The sequence below is a fragment of the Ideonella sp. genome (genome assembly GCF_041914305.1).
Classification (GTDB): Bacteria; Pseudomonadota; Gammaproteobacteria; order Burkholderiales; family Burkholderiaceae_C; genus Ideonella.
Map to the genome: position 1 here is coordinate 1 of NZ_JAYSDQ010000015.1, position 16562 is coordinate 16562.

15 protein-coding genes and 1 rRNA gene are annotated in these 16562 nt (G+C 69.2%); 3 read left to right on the forward strand and 13 right to left on the reverse strand.

The genetic code is table 11. The features are described 5' to 3' along the window. Nucleotides 1-105: ribosomal RNA gene (gene rrf / locus ACE3SG_RS19075) — 5S ribosomal RNA — on the forward strand; the annotation flags it as partial. A gap of 84 nt (nucleotides 106-189) precedes the next feature. On the opposite strand, the gene ACE3SG_RS19080 is transcribed toward rrf, so the two are convergent. From ACE3SG_RS19080 to ACE3SG_RS19115, 8 genes are all read right to left on the reverse strand, one after another. Beyond that, nucleotides 190-1461: a glycosyltransferase gene (locus ACE3SG_RS19080; RefSeq protein WP_374567681.1), complete on the reverse strand. Its 1272-nt coding sequence runs from the start codon at nucleotides 1459-1461 to the stop codon at nucleotides 190-192. Continuing rightward, on the reverse strand, nucleotides 1458-2717 hold the full coding sequence (locus tag ACE3SG_RS19085) for a hypothetical protein (RefSeq protein ID WP_374567682.1): 1260 nt from the start codon (nucleotides 2715-2717) through the stop codon (nucleotides 1458-1460). The genes ACE3SG_RS19080 and ACE3SG_RS19085 overlap by 4 nt, the downstream gene beginning before the upstream one ends. Then, nucleotides 2717-3049, reverse strand: a complete 333-nt coding sequence (locus tag ACE3SG_RS19090) for a hypothetical protein (protein WP_329717357.1) — start codon at nucleotides 3047-3049, stop codon at nucleotides 2717-2719. The genes ACE3SG_RS19085 and ACE3SG_RS19090 overlap by 1 nt, the downstream gene beginning before the upstream one ends. Before the next feature lie 8 nt (nucleotides 3050-3057). Next, nucleotides 3058-4491 carry a cytochrome P450 gene (locus tag ACE3SG_RS19095; protein ID WP_374567684.1) on the reverse strand — a complete coding sequence of 478 codons (1434 nt, stop codon included), beginning with the start codon at nucleotides 4489-4491 and terminating at the stop codon, nucleotides 3058-3060. Continuing rightward, entirely contained in the window at nucleotides 4488-5657 is a 1170-nt protein-coding gene (locus tag ACE3SG_RS19100) for a hypothetical protein (protein ID WP_374567685.1), read from the reverse strand. The genes ACE3SG_RS19095 and ACE3SG_RS19100 overlap by 4 nt, the downstream gene beginning before the upstream one ends. Nucleotides 5658-5680: 23 nt before the next feature. Then, nucleotides 5681-6631, reverse strand: a complete 951-nt coding sequence (locus ACE3SG_RS19105) for an MBL fold metallo-hydrolase (RefSeq protein WP_374567687.1) — start codon at nucleotides 6629-6631, stop codon at nucleotides 5681-5683. Continuing rightward, nucleotides 6628-8361 (reverse strand): long-chain-fatty-acid--CoA ligase, encoded by a 1734-nt coding sequence (locus ACE3SG_RS19110; protein ID WP_374567689.1) that lies wholly within the window; start codon nucleotides 8359-8361, stop codon nucleotides 6628-6630. The genes ACE3SG_RS19105 and ACE3SG_RS19110 overlap by 4 nt, the downstream gene beginning before the upstream one ends. Nucleotides 8362-8428: 67 nt before the next feature. Next, nucleotides 8429-9172: a hypothetical protein gene (locus tag ACE3SG_RS19115; protein ID WP_374567691.1), complete on the reverse strand. Its 744-nt coding sequence runs from the start codon at nucleotides 9170-9172 to the stop codon at nucleotides 8429-8431. A 147-nt stretch (nucleotides 9173-9319) separates the two neighbouring features. On the opposite strand from ACE3SG_RS19115, the gene ACE3SG_RS19120 reads away from it, so the two are divergent. Further along, a complete protein-coding gene (locus tag ACE3SG_RS19120; RefSeq protein WP_374567693.1) occupies nucleotides 9320-10240 on the forward strand; it encodes an esterase/lipase family protein in 921 nt (306 codons plus the stop codon). Nucleotides 10241-10734: 494 nt separating this feature from the next. Here the strand turns inward: ACE3SG_RS19120 and ACE3SG_RS19125 are convergent, their stop codons facing one another. The 4 genes from ACE3SG_RS19125 to ACE3SG_RS19140 form a co-directional block, all read right to left on the reverse strand. Beyond that, nucleotides 10735-11586, reverse strand: a complete 852-nt coding sequence (locus ACE3SG_RS19125; RefSeq protein WP_374567695.1) for an HDOD domain-containing protein — start codon at nucleotides 11584-11586, stop codon at nucleotides 10735-10737. Nucleotides 11587-11724: 138 nt separating this feature from the next. Beyond that, complete coding sequence (locus tag ACE3SG_RS19130; RefSeq protein WP_374567697.1) at nucleotides 11725-12003, reverse strand: hypothetical protein; 279 nt, start codon at nucleotides 12001-12003, stop codon at nucleotides 11725-11727. A 60-nt stretch (nucleotides 12004-12063) separates the two neighbouring features. Next, nucleotides 12064-12231, reverse strand: a complete 168-nt coding sequence (locus ACE3SG_RS19135) for a hypothetical protein (protein WP_374567698.1) — start codon at nucleotides 12229-12231, stop codon at nucleotides 12064-12066. A gap of 464 nt (nucleotides 12232-12695) precedes the next feature. Continuing rightward, nucleotides 12696-13316, reverse strand: coding sequence for a hypothetical protein (locus tag ACE3SG_RS19140; RefSeq protein WP_374567700.1), 621 nt, complete (start codon nucleotides 13314-13316; stop codon nucleotides 12696-12698). Between the two features lie 109 nt (nucleotides 13317-13425). Here ACE3SG_RS19140 and ACE3SG_RS19145 point away from each other — a divergent pair, with 109 nt between their 5' ends. After that, complete coding sequence (locus ACE3SG_RS19145) at nucleotides 13426-14049, forward strand: SRPBCC domain-containing protein (protein WP_374567702.1); 624 nt, start codon at nucleotides 13426-13428, stop codon at nucleotides 14047-14049. Between the two features lie 80 nt (nucleotides 14050-14129). Here ACE3SG_RS19145 and fusA read toward each other — a convergent pair whose 3' ends face one another. Continuing rightward, complete coding sequence (fusA, locus tag ACE3SG_RS19150) at nucleotides 14130-16244, reverse strand: elongation factor G (protein WP_374567703.1); 2115 nt, start codon at nucleotides 16242-16244, stop codon at nucleotides 14130-14132. Nucleotides 16245-16562: the final 318 nt, after the last annotated feature.

Genomic DNA, 16562 nt, shown 5'->3' on the forward strand with positions numbered 1-16562 from the left:
CCATAGCGAGGTGGTCCCACTCCTTCCCATCCCGAACAGGACAGTGAAACGCCTCTGCGCCGATGATAGTGCGGATTCCCGTGTGAAAGTAGGACATCGTCAGGCTAATATCAAGAAGCCCGATTGCGTATGCAGTCGGGCTTTTTTCTTTTCGCCGCCTGCCTGCGCCAAATTCCCCGAAATCTGCCCTTAGGCGCGCTCCAGATATGCGCATGTGCGCGTCGCAGAGGGAGTAATCAAGGGCCACTGGGGCGGCCGCGAATCTAGCGCCGTTAACGTTGGCGGCGACAATTGGTTGCCAAGCCGCCCGGCCACCTTCGTCGTGCTGGCATGGCGCAATGGCATCCAGTCGCCGGCTCGCAGCCGAGCCACGCGGCTGCCGTTTTCAAATTGATCGTAGGCAGAAGCCAGCACCAACTGCGGAACCCGATGCCGGAGCGCTTGGGCCACGCTGCCGATGCCACCGTGGTGGACGAACGCCGCCGCCCCAGAGAGCAATTGCCCGAGCGGCGCCTGTTCAATGGCCAAGACGTCGCTGGCCTCTTGTATGCCTTGATGCGAGTCGCGGTGAAGATGGGGCGACAAGACGATCGCGGCCAAGCCGAGTTGACGACACGCAGGTAGCACCAGATCGGTGAAACGTGCCGCGGCTGCGGCCGCCGATCCTGGGTAGACCAACACATAGCGCGGATGCCTGCTCGTGAATTCGGCCAACGCGGCAGGCTGCGACGGCACCTGGCTCGGCTCGAAGAGCGGAAAGCCGGTTTGAACCACGCCGCGTTGGCGCCAGTTCATCGGAACGGACGCAAACTCTTCTGGGTAGAGCGCCACCCCGCCGTCGGGTGAATGCAGCCAATCTCCAAACGCGGAGGTTTGGATGCTCGGCGTTTGCCATTCACGCTGCCATCGACGAAGCGCTGGCTGCGACATTGGCTCGAGCTTCCAGCGGTCGAGCAAGTGCCACAGCGCTCTGCGAAGCGGTGGCGGTGCCCAATTCGGGATCTGCCAGGCACCCAGGAACATCGGATCTTCGATGCTGCGCAGGCCCATCGGCGCGGTGTAGCCTGACAGCAGGCGGACGCGGCCTGGCCAGCGCTCCCGCGCAAAACGGGCACCGGCGGCCAGCGGGGAGGCCAGCACGGTCAGACCTTCTTGGGCGCTGCCATGTGCCAACTCGCCCAGGATCTCGCATGTCGGCCCGATGGCTGGCACCGCAAGATGCCGCCAAAGCACCCCGAAGCCGTGCAGGGGGTGCCACAGCAGCGGGTGCTTCAAGGTGCGCTCATGCGCTGCCGTGTCGGCCACTGACTGGAAAGGCACACCTTCGGCCAATGATTGGCCCTCGTACGGGGCCTGCGACAACAGTGTCACCTGATGGCCCCGTCGCACGAGCTCGCGCGCAATGGCCAGGAACGGGTGGAGATCGCCCGCGCTGCCGAGCGTGACGACGGCGAATCTCATCGGCGCGGCCCGCCGAAACACTGAAAGTCGGTGAAGCGCGTGACGCCCGGCTGATGCGCGAAGGCCTGCGCCAGCCGCTGCGGCCCGGCGCTGACGGCGAAGTAGTCGTAGGTGCGCGGGACTTCGACGGCCATCAAGTACTGAAAGTGACAACGGTACTTGTCTCGCCGGACCACGCGGTAGCGCTCGGGCGGAAAGCACCGCGCAAAGCGGGGCGACACCCGTTTCGGCCCGCCGGACGTGCGGGCTTCGTCAGCCACGCCGTCTTCGCAGACTTCGGTCGGGTCGATCAGCGCGAAGCAGCAGCCGTCGGGGGGCGCGGTGACATCGATCCAGCTCAGGCCTTGCGCGCTGCGCAGAACGCCGAGCTCCTGGCGAAACATCGCCGCCTCGGGCTGGTAGCTGAGCAGCGGAATGCACTCACCCAGCGTCAGCAACGACAAGGTCGTGGGCCGCCGCAGCAAATGATCGTCGGCAAGCAGTGCCCGTGCCACCACGCTGGCGGCGAGCATGGCGCCGGAGCTGTGCCCAACGACGAGCACCTCGTCGACTTCCGATGCGCCGACCCGCTCGCACAGGCGGCGCGCGAACTCATCGAGCCGCTCCTCCAGCGCCGGCAGTTGGCCGCGCGCCTGCTCGAGGATGACACTCGCGCTGCGCATCAGCCAGGCCATCTGCACCTTGGCCTGTGCACGCTGCGCCCAGTGGCGCAGCGCCAGCGCGCCGGCGGCCACGACCAGAACCCCCAGCCAAGCCGAAACCTGAGCGCCGATCCACCAGCCCAGGCCGGACAACGCCAGCATGGCCGCCGGCACCACCAGCAGCAGTGCGGCGGGCAGGCTCAGGGCCAGAAAGGCCGGCCAGCTGGTCTGCAGAATGCGCCACAGCGAGCCGTTGGCCAGCAGGCGCCAGGTGGTGCCCAGGGTCACCGCCAGCAAGCGCGCCTGGCCGCGGGGCCAATGCTGGCGGACGATGTCGTCCCAGCGCAGAAACTCGTAGCGGGTCTGCACCGTCTCGTCGCCGTCGGCCGACCGCCACTGCACGTCCCAGGCCGCGTTGCGGCCGGCACGCTGGCGTGGCCCGACGGTGATCTGGTCGCCGCTGACCTTGGATTGCAGCGCCGCCTGCTCGGCATACAGCGCGTGGTAATGGCCCGGGCCTTGTGGGTCGAAGCCGCTCAGGTAGAGCACGTGCCGCCGCCGCACGCGCTCGCCGGCAGCCGGCCCCGACGAGGTTGCGGCGTTGGTCGGCGCCATCAGAAGATCGTCTGCTTGTGCAGGCCCTTGGCGAGCATCAGGTCGACCAGGGGTTGTTCGCGCTTGTTGGCGCGGCGGCAGTGGCCGGGCTGGAAACGGTCGGTCAACCAGATGACCCCACGGGCCCAACGCTGCTCGCGAGCGCGCCAGGCATGCGACGAAACGGACTCCCAGGCGTAGCCGTTGAACAGCGTGGCATTGACGAAGTGGTCCAGCGCGCGCACACCGGCGCGCCCGCGTGCGGTCGGGCCGCCCAGCCCGATCAACACCAGCAGCAGATAGCCGGCGATGGCCATCGGCACGATCGCCGTCATCACCAGAAAACCCGCCATCCGCTCCTTCATCGTCCCTCACCACCTCGGCGCTGAAACACGCGCAGCCGGATGCCATTTTCCGCGCGAATCGTCAGCCGGCCGACCGGCTCCGGCACATGCCCGGGCACCGGCTCGACGCGGAAATCGCGCGCCAAGGTGGCCAGGATCAGGGCGGCCTCTTGTTGTGCAAACGCGGCGCCGATGCACACGCGCGGCCCCATGCCAAACGGCAGGTACGCGCGGCGCAGGGATTCGCGGACCGGCAGGGCCTCGTCTTCCTTCGACATTTCCGCAACGCCGTCGTCATACCGGTCCGGGTCGAACTCATCCGGTCGAGCCCACAGCTCGCGGTGGCGCTGGATCAACCACGGCGAGATCACCACCGACGCGTTGGCCGGCACATGCTTGTCGCGCATCGTGCAGCCGGCCGCCGACTGCCGTGCCAAAAAGCCGACCGGCGGAAACAGCCGCAGGGCTTCGCGAAACACATTGCGCGCCAGCGCCAGGTTTTTCATCGCGCTGGGGTCGTCGCTGTCGGGGTCGAACATGGTGCGCGCCTCTTCGTGCAGACGTTCCTGCACCGACGGGGCATGCGCCAGCAGATGCAGCGCCCACGACAACGCGCTGGCCGAGGTCTCGTGCCCGGCCAGGAACAGCATCGCCACCTGGTCGACCAATTCATCGAAGCCGAAGCCTTCGCCAGTCTTGGTGTCGCGCACCTGCAGCAGCGTGGCCAGGATGTCGCCCTCGATGACCGTTTGGCCCGCCTTCGCCGCGTCGAAACGTGGCCGGATCAACGCCGCCAGCAGCGCGCGGATCTCCGCGGCGGCATGGCGGCTGCGGCGGATCTGCCACCACGGCCGCAGCCAGCGCAGGCCGAAGAACGCCGGCATCATCAGGCGCGGGGCAAGCGCCTGGTAGCGCTCGAAGGCGGCAAACACCTGCTGCGCGCCGCCGCTGTCCAGCGGCTGCGACAGGATCGTGCGCAGGATGATGTCCGCCGCGACGTGCGTCATCTCGATCTCGACATCGTGCTCGGCGCCTTCGGGCACCGCGCGCAAGCGCTGCGCCATCGCGGCCGCCGCCTCGCGCATGCGCCCGAAGACATGGCGGATGCGTGCTGCCTCGAACGACGGGTCCATCAGCGCGCGCTGGCGTTGCCACACGGCACCGTTGGTCGTGAAGATGCTGTCGCCCAGCAGCGGGCGCAGGGCGTCACCCAGCATCGCGTGCTTCGGGAAGGCCGCCGCCTCCTCGACCATCACCCGCCGGACCAGGGCCGGTTCGTTGACCATGTACAGGTCAACGCCCGGCAGGTGCACCTCGCCCATCTTCATCTGGTAGCTGCGGGCATACAGGCTGTCCAGCCACGAGCGGCGTTTGCTGAAGAACATGCGCCAGGCGGACGGGCGCTTGGCCTGCGGCGCCGGGTAGTGCGGGCAAAAACGTTCGGGGGTCATGGGGCGGTGGTTGCCTGGGGCGGGTGGCGCTCGCGCAGTGTCGGTCGGCCAGCAGTGAAAGCCAGCAGATCGTACTGGCCAGCGGCATCAGCGGGCTTCAGGTACTGCATGTGCATCGCCAACCGGTTGCGCCGCAGGGCACGGTAATGATCGGGCCGCAAGATCTTGGGAAAGCGGGGCGACAAGCGGTGCAGCACGGCCGGCCCGGGGCGGTGCCAGGGGGATATGCGGGCGCAACCTGCCCAGTCGGCGGGCGCGGTGTAGTCGACCCAGGTCAGTTGCGGATGGCTGGTCAGTGCGTCCAACTCGTTACGCAATTGGTCAGCAGTTGCAAAGTAATAGACCAGCGGCGTGCAGTGGCCCAGGGTCAGCAGGCCCAGTTGCGGGCCGCTGCGGCCGATCTCGGGGCACTGCCGCAATGCCCGCGATACCGCGCTGGCCGCCAGCGTGGCACCGGTGCTGTGGCCGACGACGAGCAGCTCGCGCAGGCCGGGTGACTCTGCGGCGGCCTGGGCGATCAGCGCGGCCATCGCATCGACTCGCGGGTCGAGCTCATGCACGCGGCCCTCGGCCTGGGCGTGCGAGAAGCCGTACAGGCGCATCAGCCAGTCGCTGCCCAGCCGGTGGGACAGCCGCCGCCAGCTCCACCAGGCGCCGGCGCAGGCGACCCCGCCGATGGCCAGCGCCGCCCCTGGGGACCAGGCCGGCGGCAGCCCGGCCACCACCGCGGTGGCGAGCGCCCCCCACAGCAGTGCGATCAGGAGCGCCACACCGAGCGGAAAGACGACGAACACCCAGTTCAGCCGCGAGGCGCGCCACGCACGGCCGAAGAAGCCTTGCCTGAAACCGTCGGCGTAGAAGTTCCAGTGGTCGCGCAACACCCGGCCGGCGGTGCGCTTCCAGTGCGTGCGCACGATGTCGTCCCAGCGCAGCAAGGTGTAGCGGGTGTGCAGCTCGTCGCTGCCCTTGGTGGCCGGCCAGTGCACATCCCACTCGTCGGCCCAGTCGTTCAGCCGGTGGCGTGCGCCGACGCGCACCGGCGGGCCCTCGGCGCCCTCCGAGCCAGGGGGGCGATGGGCGGCCAGGCTGCGGTACAGGTGGTGGTAGAAGCGGGGACTCTTCGGGTCGAAGCCCGCAATGAAGAACACGCGCCGGTGCAAAGGCATCCGTGGATTGTCGCGTGGCGGCTTCAGCCCGCCGGTGGCGCCAGCCGCAGCACCCCGTCATCGCATTGCAGCAAGCCGTCGTCGACCAGCTTCTCGACCAGTTCGTGGGCCCAACGCGCCGGCGACAGCGTGATGCGGCTGGCGCGAGCGCTCAGGTCGAAGATCGGGGTCGACAACAACCAGGCCTGCAGCTCGCTGCGCACACGCTGCTGGTGCTCCATCATGTGGAACATCACCAGCGCCCGAGCGGCATGTTGCGCGTGGCGCGCCGGGTCTTTCTCGAAGCCTTCCAGGCGTCGCCGGCTGGCGGCCAGTGCGGCCGGCACATCGTCGAACACCGCGCCGTGGCCGGGGATCACGCAGCGCGGCGCGAGCGACTCGATCAGGTCCAGCGTGCGCCGCGTCGGCCCGAAGCCGTCTTCGCCGAACAGCTCGGGGAAGATGATCGCCAGCCGGTCTTGCCACAGCGCGTCGCCCGAGATCAGCGTGCGGGTCTGCGGCTCGAACAGCAGCACGGCGTCAGGGTCATGGCCGGGCGCCGCATGCACCTGCCACAGCGCCGGCCCCAGGCGCAGCGTGCCGCCCGGCGCGATCGCGCCATCGGCGTGGAAGCGCTCGCACAGCTGGCCGGTGGCGCGGTAGCTCAGGCGGGCCTCGTCCCAGGCCTGCACCACCGCCAGCGACGGTGCCGGCACATAGGTCTTCACCGCATGGCGCGCCTGCAGCGCCCGGTTGCCGCCGCAATGGTCAGAATGCAGGTGGGTGTTGACGATGCGCGCCAGCGCCGCGCCATCGAGCGCGCGCTCGATCAGAGCGATCGTCATCTCGGCATGGCGCGCGTAGCCGGTATCGACGACGGTGGCGGGCGATTCTTCGCCGGCCGCCGCGAAGACGATGTTGTTGGCCGACAGCCAGTCGCGCTGCAGCACCTGCGCGCCGAGCGTGTTGAGCGTGCCCGCGTGCGCGTCGCTCATCCGCCGGCGCTCGAGCGCAGCTCGCGGCGCAGCACCTTGCCGACCGGCGACTTGGGCAGCTCGTCGCGGAACTCGATCACCTTGGGCCGCTTGTAGGCGGTGAAGTTGTCGCGGCACCAGGCGGCCACGTCGTCCTCCGACAGCGTCGGGTCTTTCTTCACGACGAACAGCTTGACCGCCTCGCCCGAGCGCGCATCGGGGATGCCGATCGCCGCGCACTCGAGCACGCCCGGGTGCAGGTTGACGACCTGCTCGATCTCGGTCGGGTAGACGTTGAAGCCGGAGACCAGCACCATGTCTTTCTTGCGGTCGACGATGCGCACATAGCCGCGCTCGTCCATGATGCCCACGTCGCCGCTCTTGAAGAAGCCGTCGGGGCTGATCGCCTTTGCGGTCTCGTCCGGCCGGTTCCAGTAGCCTGCCATCACCTGCGGGCCGCGGATGCAGATCTCGCCCGGCGTGCCCAGTGGCAGGTCGCGCCCCTCGTCGTCGCGGATCGCGATCTCGGTTGACGGGATCGGCATGCCGATCGTGCCGCTGAATTCGGCCACGTCGAGCCGGTTGCTGGTGGCCACCGGCGAGGTCTCCGACAGGCCGTAGCCTTCGACGACCGGGCAGCCGGTGATCTTCAGCCACTTCTCGGCCGTGGCCTGCTGCACCGCCATGCCGCCGCTGTTGGTGACGACCAGCTCTGAAAAATCGAGTCGCGCGAAGTCGGGCTCGTTGGCCAGCGCGTTGAGCAGCGTGTTGACCGCCGGGAACATGTTGATCCGGTGTTCGCTGAGCGTGCGGATCAGCCCGGGGATGTCGCGCGGGTTGGGCACCAACAGGTTCATGATCCCCAGCCGTGCGCCCATCAGGTAGCAGATGGTCAGCGCGAAGATGTGGTACAGCGGCAGGGCGCAAACGGCGGTCAGCGGTTTGTCGCCCAGCTTGTCGAGCATCGGGCCGAACCAGGCCTCGGACTGCAGGATGTTGGCCACGACGTTGCGGTGCAGCAGCGTGGCGCCTTTCGACACGCCGGTGGTGCCGCCGGTGTACTGCAGGAAGGCGACATCGTCGGGTCCGATCGCGACCGGCTTCAGGCTCAGGCGCGTGCCCTCGGCGATCGCCATGTTGAAGCGCGTGACCGTGCGCGCTTGGCCCAGCGGCAAGCGAAACTCGGGCACCATCTTCTTCAGGTGGCGCACCGCGAAGTTCACCAACTGGCCTTTCCAGAAGCCCAGCAGGTCGCCCATCGAGGCCAGCACCACGTGGCGCACGGCGGTGCTGTCGATCGCCTCTTCGAGCGTGTGGGCGAAGTTCTCGAGCACGACGATGGCGGTGGCGCCGCTGTCCTTCAACTGGTGCGCCAGCTCACGGGCGGTGTACAGCGGGTTGACGTTCACCACCACGCAGCCGGCACGCAGGATCGCGCCGATCGCCACCATGTACTGCGGCAGGTTGGGCATCATCACGGCGACCCGGTCGCCCTTGGCCAGGCCCTTGTCCTGCAGCCAGGCCGCCAGCGCGGACGACAACTCATCGACCTCGCGAAAGCGCAGCCGGCTGCCCATGCAGCACGACGCATCGCGCGCGGCATGGCGGCGCCAGGCGTCTTCGAGCAGCGCGACGACCGACGGGTAGCGTGCCGTATCGATGCGGGCGGGCACCCCGGGTGGGTAGTGGGCCAACCAGGGGCGCTGGGCGGTGGTGGCAGAAGGGGCGTCGGCCAGGGCGAGGTCGGTCACGGGCGAGTCCAGAAAAGTCGGAGGGTGAGCGTTGCCGTTTCATGCTGCGGGCGCCTGCGGCAGCCGGCTACGGTAGTTGTCCCAACGCAGCAGGCCCGGCTGTCGCCGGGGTGACAAGCGGGGTATCGAACAAGGCCTGCATCAGCGCCCGCTCGCGTTGCTCGATCAGCGCCAAAAACTCGGTGGCACCGTTCATCGCGCCAAAAGTGTCGAAGCCGCGCTCGAGAAAGGTCTGCAGCGAGCCCAGGCCGGCGGCGCGGGCGGGCCCGCGCATCAGCTTGAGGCTGTGGCGCAGCAAGCGGTGGCGGGTGTACTGGTCCAGGTGAGCGCCGAGTGTCATCACCAGGTCGACCTGGCGCTGCCGGTCGCCCGACCGGCCCACGGTCTGCCATGCGTGGTGGTAGGCCTTGGCATCGATCTGCTCGCTCGGCAGCGCGCGCGCCATCGCGCTGTCCAGCGATTCGGACAAGGCGTGCAACTCGGCCAGTGCATCGACCGTGGTCACCACCTCGCTCGGGAACAGGCGCACCAGCGCCGGCACGATGCGGGCGAACTGGGCGTCACGCTCGGCGAAGTCCTGTGGGCCATACAGGTCGTCGAGAAAGAAGCGGGCCGCCGCGCCGTAACGCGCATGGGCCAGCAGGTCGGCATGGCTGCGCGAGAAACGCTCGCGTTGGTAGGCCTTGAGCGCGCGCACCCGCGCCGCCCACACGGGCTCGGCCGCGCGGGCCATTCGCTCGGATTCGACCTGCTGCAGGTGGCCCAGGATGCTGGCCGCCAAGGTGGCGCTGGTGCCGTCGCTCTTGCCCATGATGCTGTGAGCCTATCGCAGCTGCCTGATGATTTGGCGCAAAGCCCGAACAACACCTAGTGGCCCGGCTCTAACGGGCCGGTCCCGATGCTGGCGTGGTGGTGTGACACTCGACAGATGATGCCGCCCACACTGCCCGGTTGACCCATGCTGGCCCGTTTGCAACAACTGATGGTCTTCGGCTGGTTCGCCGCCTTGCTGGCCGCCGCCGTTCTGCCTTGGCGGGCCGGCCACCCGGTCGTGGCGCTCGTATGCGTCGCGCTGGTGCTTGCCAGCCACCCGTTCTGGTTGCTGGTGACCTTTGCGCTGATGCGCTGGCACAACCGGCAGGATGGCGCGCCGCCCGCCAGTTGGCGCCAATGGTGGGCGGCATGGTGGGGCGAGGTGCGCATGGCGCCGCAGGTGTTCGGCTGGCGCCAACCCTTTGCCTCGAACGCCGAGCAGGACTTCCTGCCCGCCGGCGCGCGCGGTCACGCCGGTGTCGTGCTGGTGCACGGTTTCGTCTGCAACCGCGGGCTGTGGACGCCCTGGCTCGCGCAGCTGCGGGCGGCAGGCGTGCCCTTCGTCGCGGTCAACCTGGAGCCGGTGTTCGGCTCGATCGACGACTACCCGGCGGTGATCGAAGCGGCGGTGCGCAAGGTCGAGGCCTGCACCGGCGAAAGGCCGCTGCTGGTCGGGCACAGCATGGGGGGCCTGGCGATCCGCGCGTGGCTGGCCCGGTATGCGGCCGATGCGCGGGTGCGCGGCGTCATCACGATCGGCACGCCGCACCGCGGCACCTGGCTGGCGATGCTGTCGCAGTTCGGGCACAACACCCGCGAGATGCGGCCGGGCAGCGGCTGGCTGCAGCGGCTCGAGGCGGCCGAGCCGGCCTCACGCCGCGAACTGTTCCTCTGCATCTACGGCCATGGCGACAACATCGTCTTCCCGGCCTCGAACGCTTTGCTTCCCGGCGCCCGCGCGCTGCACATCGCCGGCACGGCGCACATCGACCTGCTGCACCGGCCCGAGGCGCTCGCCGCGCTGTGGCAGGCGCTCGGTCGGCCGGGGCCGCGAGACGGCGCCTGAGCCGCGGGCCGGGCGGCTCCACAGGCCCGACGTTGCCAGCCACAGCGGTGTCAGCGCCAGCCACAGCAGGCCGCGGCCATCGGCCACCTGCGCCTGCAGCAGCCCCAGCAGCCAGGTCGACAAGGCCAGCGCCCACGCCATCCAGAGCAACGCCCGCGAGGCCTGGCTGGACCAGGCGGGGTGGATGCGCCGGCCGAGCTGGCGCAAGGTGAGGTGGCCGCCCACCAGCGCGGCGGTGGCCAGCAGCGCGCCGCCGAGCCAGGCGCCCAGCCACGGGCGCAGCGGGAACATCGGGTCGAACGCCGGCATCGACAGCAGGCCCACGCCCACTGCGGTGGACAGAGCCAGGAACAGGGCCAATCCGTAACGACGACTGATGTCAGGTGTCATGCCGACCTGTTTCTTGGGTGAGGCGATCTTGCGATCGAGAAATCCAGTGTCGCGTCGGCATGCCGCCGGCACTATCACCCCCTTGGGGGATTACCCGAGGGGGTTCAGCTGTCGATCTCGCGCAGCAGCGCCTCGGTCGGCGCCAGGCCCAGGTTCAGCAACTGGGCGATGTCGCGCACATCGTCTGGCACCGCCGGGTTGTCCCAGCCGTGGGCGGTGTGCCGCGCCAGGCGGATCGCCAGCATCACGTTGCGCACCTGGCTCGCGCTTTCCTGCCGGTCGTCGGTGATGCGCACCAGCAGTTCGGGCAGGCGCCAGGCCAGCATCAGCGCGTGCTGAACCTCGGTCAGTGGCACCCCGAGCAGCGCGCGCTGGGCGGCAACGCTGCGCAGCGTCGGGTCGGCCTTCTGGCGGTAGGCGATGTCGAGTGCCAGGTGCGGCGCGTGCAGCCACAGCAGCATCTCTGCAAAGTCGTGCAGCAACGCGGCTTCGTGGATCACCGGCGCGTCGTGGTCGAAGCGGTGCACCGCGAAGCTGAGGGCGAACTTGCCGGCGCGGTGTGCGCGCTGCAGCACGTCCTGCAACCCTTGCAGGGCCTCGGGCTGGTCGGCCAGGTGTTGTTCGACCGTCGGCTGCGGGCCGAAGTCGCGAAAGAAGGGGGTGATGCCGATCAGCACCAGCGCTTCGGTCGCCGTCTCGACGTCGGTCAGGCGGCGGCCGCTGTTCTTCAGGCCGGCGGTGTAGGCCAGCAGCTTCAGCGTCATCAACGGGTCGGCCGAAATCACGTCGGCCAGCATGCGGGCGTCGACCGCGTCCTCGTTGCCGCGCAGGTCTTCCAGGGTGTTGGCGGTGCTGGCCAGCACCGGGATCTCGGCCTGCTGGAAGTAGCGCACCCAGCCGGCCACGTCGAGCGGCGTGCGGCGAGGCGAAAACAGCGAGGCGTCAGGGGCGTTCATCGGGGCCGGAATCCGGCTGCAGGGAGCAGCCCGGTTGTCGGTTTTATCGGCCGACCGGCACCAAAGTTGAGCCGGCCGGCGACCCTGGCAAACCAGGGCCCCGGCCGGTGGGGCGGATCGGCGCGCGATGCGCGCCGATCACAGGCGGGACACGTCGAGGCGGCCGACGTATTCGCCGTTGACGAACAACGCGCCTTCGGGCGCGCCGGCTTCGGCACAGAACTCCACCTCGGGCAGCGGGCTGGGCTCGGCCGGGCGAGCCACGGGCACGGCGAGTTGCCGTGCGAACCAGGCGAGCCAGACGCCAGCGCGGCGCAACTGCCGGGCAGCGAGGCGGCGTGCCGGGTGGGCGGCAGCCACGGGGCGCCAGGGCGCGGGGCCGTGGGCGACTTGGGGAACGTAGAGCGGGCGATGCATGATGGTTCTCTCCGGATCGGGCTCCGCCAAGCCGGTTGGCGGTGTTGCCCTGGGGACGATTCAGGGGCCGTGTCGTTCGGCTTCGGCGTGGCGCAGTTCGCGCCGCAGTTCATGGCGACCTTGCTGGCGCTGGGCCTTGGTGCCGATGCCGTGGCTGCCTGCGCGCCGCATGCGCGAAGGAGCCACCAGCGGGTTGCGAGGTTTGGCGGTGGCAATGACGAACTTCATGGGGTGCTCCTTCGAGGCAGGGAACAGATCGATCGCTGAAATGCAAGCGGCCCGGGTGGTGAACCAACCCGGGCCGTTGTGCTGCGGTGTGCCGCTGAAGTCAGTGCGACTTCAGCGTGGACCTTGGCGACGACGGTGGCGGGTTGACAGTGCCTGACCTGCCGTACCGGTGACCGACGGGGCGGACAGGCGGGCGAGTTGGGCGCTCGGGGTGTGCAGCATCAGCATTCCAGTGGGGTGGCAGGGCCGGCCAAGAACTTCGGCCGGGGCGGGGGTTGCTCTTCTTGTGTATGGGACCGCGTCGCTTGAGCGTGTTCGAGGCGGCTGCTCATCTCCCTGAGCTGACGCAAATGATAAACGATTGATTATCTTGCGCAAGTGGTTTTTATCAGTTGAGCATCCACAAAGCAGGGGACACGCTGGCGCTGCACCGCGTTGCGGTGCGGGCGCCACAGCGGCGGGGCTCAGCGCTTCTTCTTCAGTGGGGCGACGCCGCTCTGGGTCTTCAGCCAGAGCGAGTGCACGTCGTCGGCGGGCACGGTGGCAGGCGCCGGCTTGGCCGGGCGCAACACGCCGGGGGCCACCATCGTGGGCGCTGCGACGGGGGCGGGGGGCGCCAGTGGGGCCGCCGGCGCGGCGGGCGCTGCCACCGGCATCAACACCTCGCCCAGCAGGTCGAGCAGCCGGGTGCGGGCCCGCTGCGGGTGGCGCCGGTAGTAGGTCAGCACCAGGCCGACGATGAAACGTTCGTCGTCGTCTTGCGGCAGGGGGGCATCGCTGCTGGCCTCGGGGGCCGCGGCGGCACCCAGTGCGGCTCGGCCGCCGCCCTGCGGCTGGTCCATCCAGCCATATGGCTTGTGGCAACACTGTTCGAACTGGCGCGCCAGGCGCTCACCGATTTGCCGCGAGCGGCCCTTGATCTGGCTCCAGTAGCTGGGTTGAATCTGCAAGCGTTCGGCGAATCGCCGTTCAAGGCCGCGCAGGGTGGCGGCATCGGGGTGCTTGACGGTGCTGCGAACGAATTCGTCGAACAACAGCAAAGCGTTGTCGAGCCGAACCGCCGCCACGTCGCGGGGAAACTCCATGGCGCTGATGATAAAGCCGCGTTGCCCCGGACATGGGGTCAAACCGCTTGCCCGCAATGGGCGGGGCGGGCTCCAATGCACCCAAGGACTGAAATCAGGAGCCGCATCGATGAACTTCCGCCCCCTCCGGCCGATCGGCCTGATCCCGCTGCTGGTCGCCTCGCTCGTCGGGCTCGTTGCCGTGCCCTTCGACGCCATCGCCGCCGAGCGCGCGATCGAGCGCGAGGTGGTCGTGCCGGCCACGCTGGACCAGGCCTGGGCCGCCTGGACCACGCGCGAAGGCATCACCAGCTTCTTCTCACCCGGCGCCGAGATCGATGCCCGCGTCGGCGGGGCCTTCCACATCTTCATGGACCCGAGCGCCGCGCCGGGCGAGCGTGGCGCCGACGACATGCGCTACATGGCGCTGCAGCCGATGAAGATGATCTCGTTCGACTGGAACGCGCCGCCCAGCCTGCCCGAGGCGCGCGCGCAGCGCACCTTCGTGATCGTGCGTTTCGAGCCCGTCGGCGACAAGCAAACCCGCGTGACCCTGCACCACACCGGCTGGGGCACCGGCGGCCAGTGGGACCAGACCTACGCCTACTTCGACAAGGCCTGGCCGCGCGTGCTCGACAACCTGCGCAAGCGCTTCGAGAGCGGCCCGATGGACTGGGCGCCCTGGCTGGCGCAGCTGAAAGCCTACAAAGACAAGGCGGCTGCCGAAGCAGCCGCCAGCGCGCCGGGCAAGTGAGGGCCCCCAGGGCCGGCTTGTCGCCGACCCGCCCCCAGGGGGTCAAGGAACTCGGGAGCGGCCCGTCGTTCCTTGAGGCGTCAATCGTCGGTCGCCGCCACCTTGTGCTGGCTCGTCAGCTGCTGCTGCACGGTCGGCGGCACCGCCTCGTAGTGCGACAGGCTGAGCGTGTAGCGGCCCTGGCCGCTGGTCAGCGCATTGAGCCGGTTCTGGTAGCTCATCAGCTCGGCCAGCGGCGCTTGCGCCCTGACCAGCATCAGCCCGGCCATCTGCGCATCGGTGCCGGCCACCTGGGCGCGGCGTGACGACAGGTCGCCGGTGATGTCGCCGGTCGAGGCCTCGGGCGCGGTGATCTCCACGTTGACGATCGGCTCCAGCACGATCGGCCGCGCTTCCAATATCGCCGCCACCACCGCCTTGCGGCCTGCGGTGACGAAGGCGATTTCCTTGCTGTCGACGCTGTGGCTCTTGCCGTCGTGCACGGTGACCTTGATGTCGACCACCGAGTAGCCGGCGATCACGCCGCTGGCCAGCGCCTCGCGCACGCCTTTTTCGACCGCCGGGATGAAGGTGTTGGGGATCGCCCCGCCCTTGACCTCGTCGGCGAACTGGAAGCCGCTGCCGCGCGGCAAGGGCTCGACGCGCAGGAACACCTCGCCGAACTGGCCGGCGCCGCCGGTCTGCTTCTTGTGGCGGTGGTGGCCCTCGGCCTTGGCGGTGATGGTCTCGCGGTAGGCCACCCGCGGCGGGCGCGTGTTGACCTCGAACTTGTGCACGTCGCGCAGGCGGTCCAGCAGGATGCGCAGGTGCAGGTCGCCCAGGCCGTTGACGATGGTTTCGTTGGTGGCCGCCACGTGCTCGACCTTCAGGCACGGGTCTTCGTCGACCAGCTTCTGCAGGATCTCCCACATGCGCTGCTCGTCGCCGTGGCGCTTGGGCTCGATCGCCAGCCCGTGCACCGGCACCGGGAAGGCCAGCGGCTTCAGGTGGATGTGGTCGTCTTCGGCGGCGTCGTGCAGCACGGCGTCGAAATGCAGGGCGTCGACCTTGGCGACCGCGCAGATGTCGCCCGGCACCGCCTTCTGCACCTCGACATGGTCCTTGCCCTGCAGCATGAACAGGTGGCCGACCTTGAATGGTTTGCGCCCGTCGCCCACGTACAGCAGGCTGTTCGGCGTCACGGTGCCCTGGTGCACGCGGAACACGCCCATCTTGCCCACATATGGGTCGACGGTGACCTTGAACACATGGGCCAGCACGTGCTGGGTCGGGTCGGGCGTGGCCTGCATCGGCTGGGCGTCGGGCCCTTCGCCGCGCAGGAAGTCGGGCGGGTTGGCTTCGCTCGGGTTGGGCAGCAGGCGCACGATCACGTCGAGCAACTCGCGCACGCCGGCGCCTGAGCGCGCCGAGACGAAGCACACCGGGATCAGGTGTCCCTGGCGCAAGGCCTCTTCGAGCGGCGCATGCAGCTCGCTGGCATCGACGTCGCCGTCGTTCAGGTAGCGCTCGACGAAATCGCCATCGACCTCGACCACCTGCTCGACCAGCGCGCGGTGGGCGGCCTCGACCGACGAGAAGTCGGCCGAGCCTTCGCGGTTGTAGAAGCAGTCGACCACCTGCGCGCCGCCGGCCGACGGCAGGTTCAGCGGCAGGCATTCCTTGCCGAAGGTCGCCTGGATCTGCTCCAGCACGCCTTGCAGGTCCACGCCGGGGGCGTCGATCTTGTTGACGATGATGATGCGGTCGAGGTGCCGCTCGGCGGCGTGCTGCATCATCCGCAGCGCCATCGGCTCGATGCCGGTCGACGCGTTGATCACGATGGCCGCGGTTTCCACCGCCTCCAGCGCCGGCAGCGACTGGCCGACGAAATCGGCCGCCCCCGGGGTGTCGATCAGGTGGATGCGGGTGTCGGCATGCGTCAGGTGCATCACCGACGAATTCAGCGAGTGCTGCAGCCGGCGTTCGAGCGGGTCGTGGTCACTGACCGTGCTGCCGCGCTCCAGGCTGCCGGGGGCGCCGATCATGCCGGCCTTGACGAGCATCGCCTCGGCGAGCGATGTCTTGCCGGCGGCCGCGGGGCCGACCAGCGCCAGGGTTCTGATGGCGGCGATCGCAGGGTGGGTCGCCGACACGGCGCCAGAGGCCGTTACACCGGCGGCCGTGGCCCCGGCCGCCGGAAGATCTGGGCTTGACATGGTGGCTCTCCTCTCAAGGAAACGAAGGGCCGCTCCCGAGTTCCTTGATCCCCTCGGGGGCGGGCTCGGCTTGCCGAGTCCTGGGGCTCTCGTGAGTCAACGAAGGGGCGCCCCCGAGGTGACTCACGCCCTCGCGAGGCGGTGGCTGCCAGGCAGCCGCCTGGGGCCCCTCATTCACCCGTTCGCGGCACGAAGTCGCCGCTGCTGGGGCGGGCCGTCAAGTGAGTCCAGCCTACGCCTGCGCGCAGCCGGGCGCAAGCGACTGAACACCGAGAAGAAAAACGCCCGGCGCGGGCCGGGCGTTGGAAATCGATACCG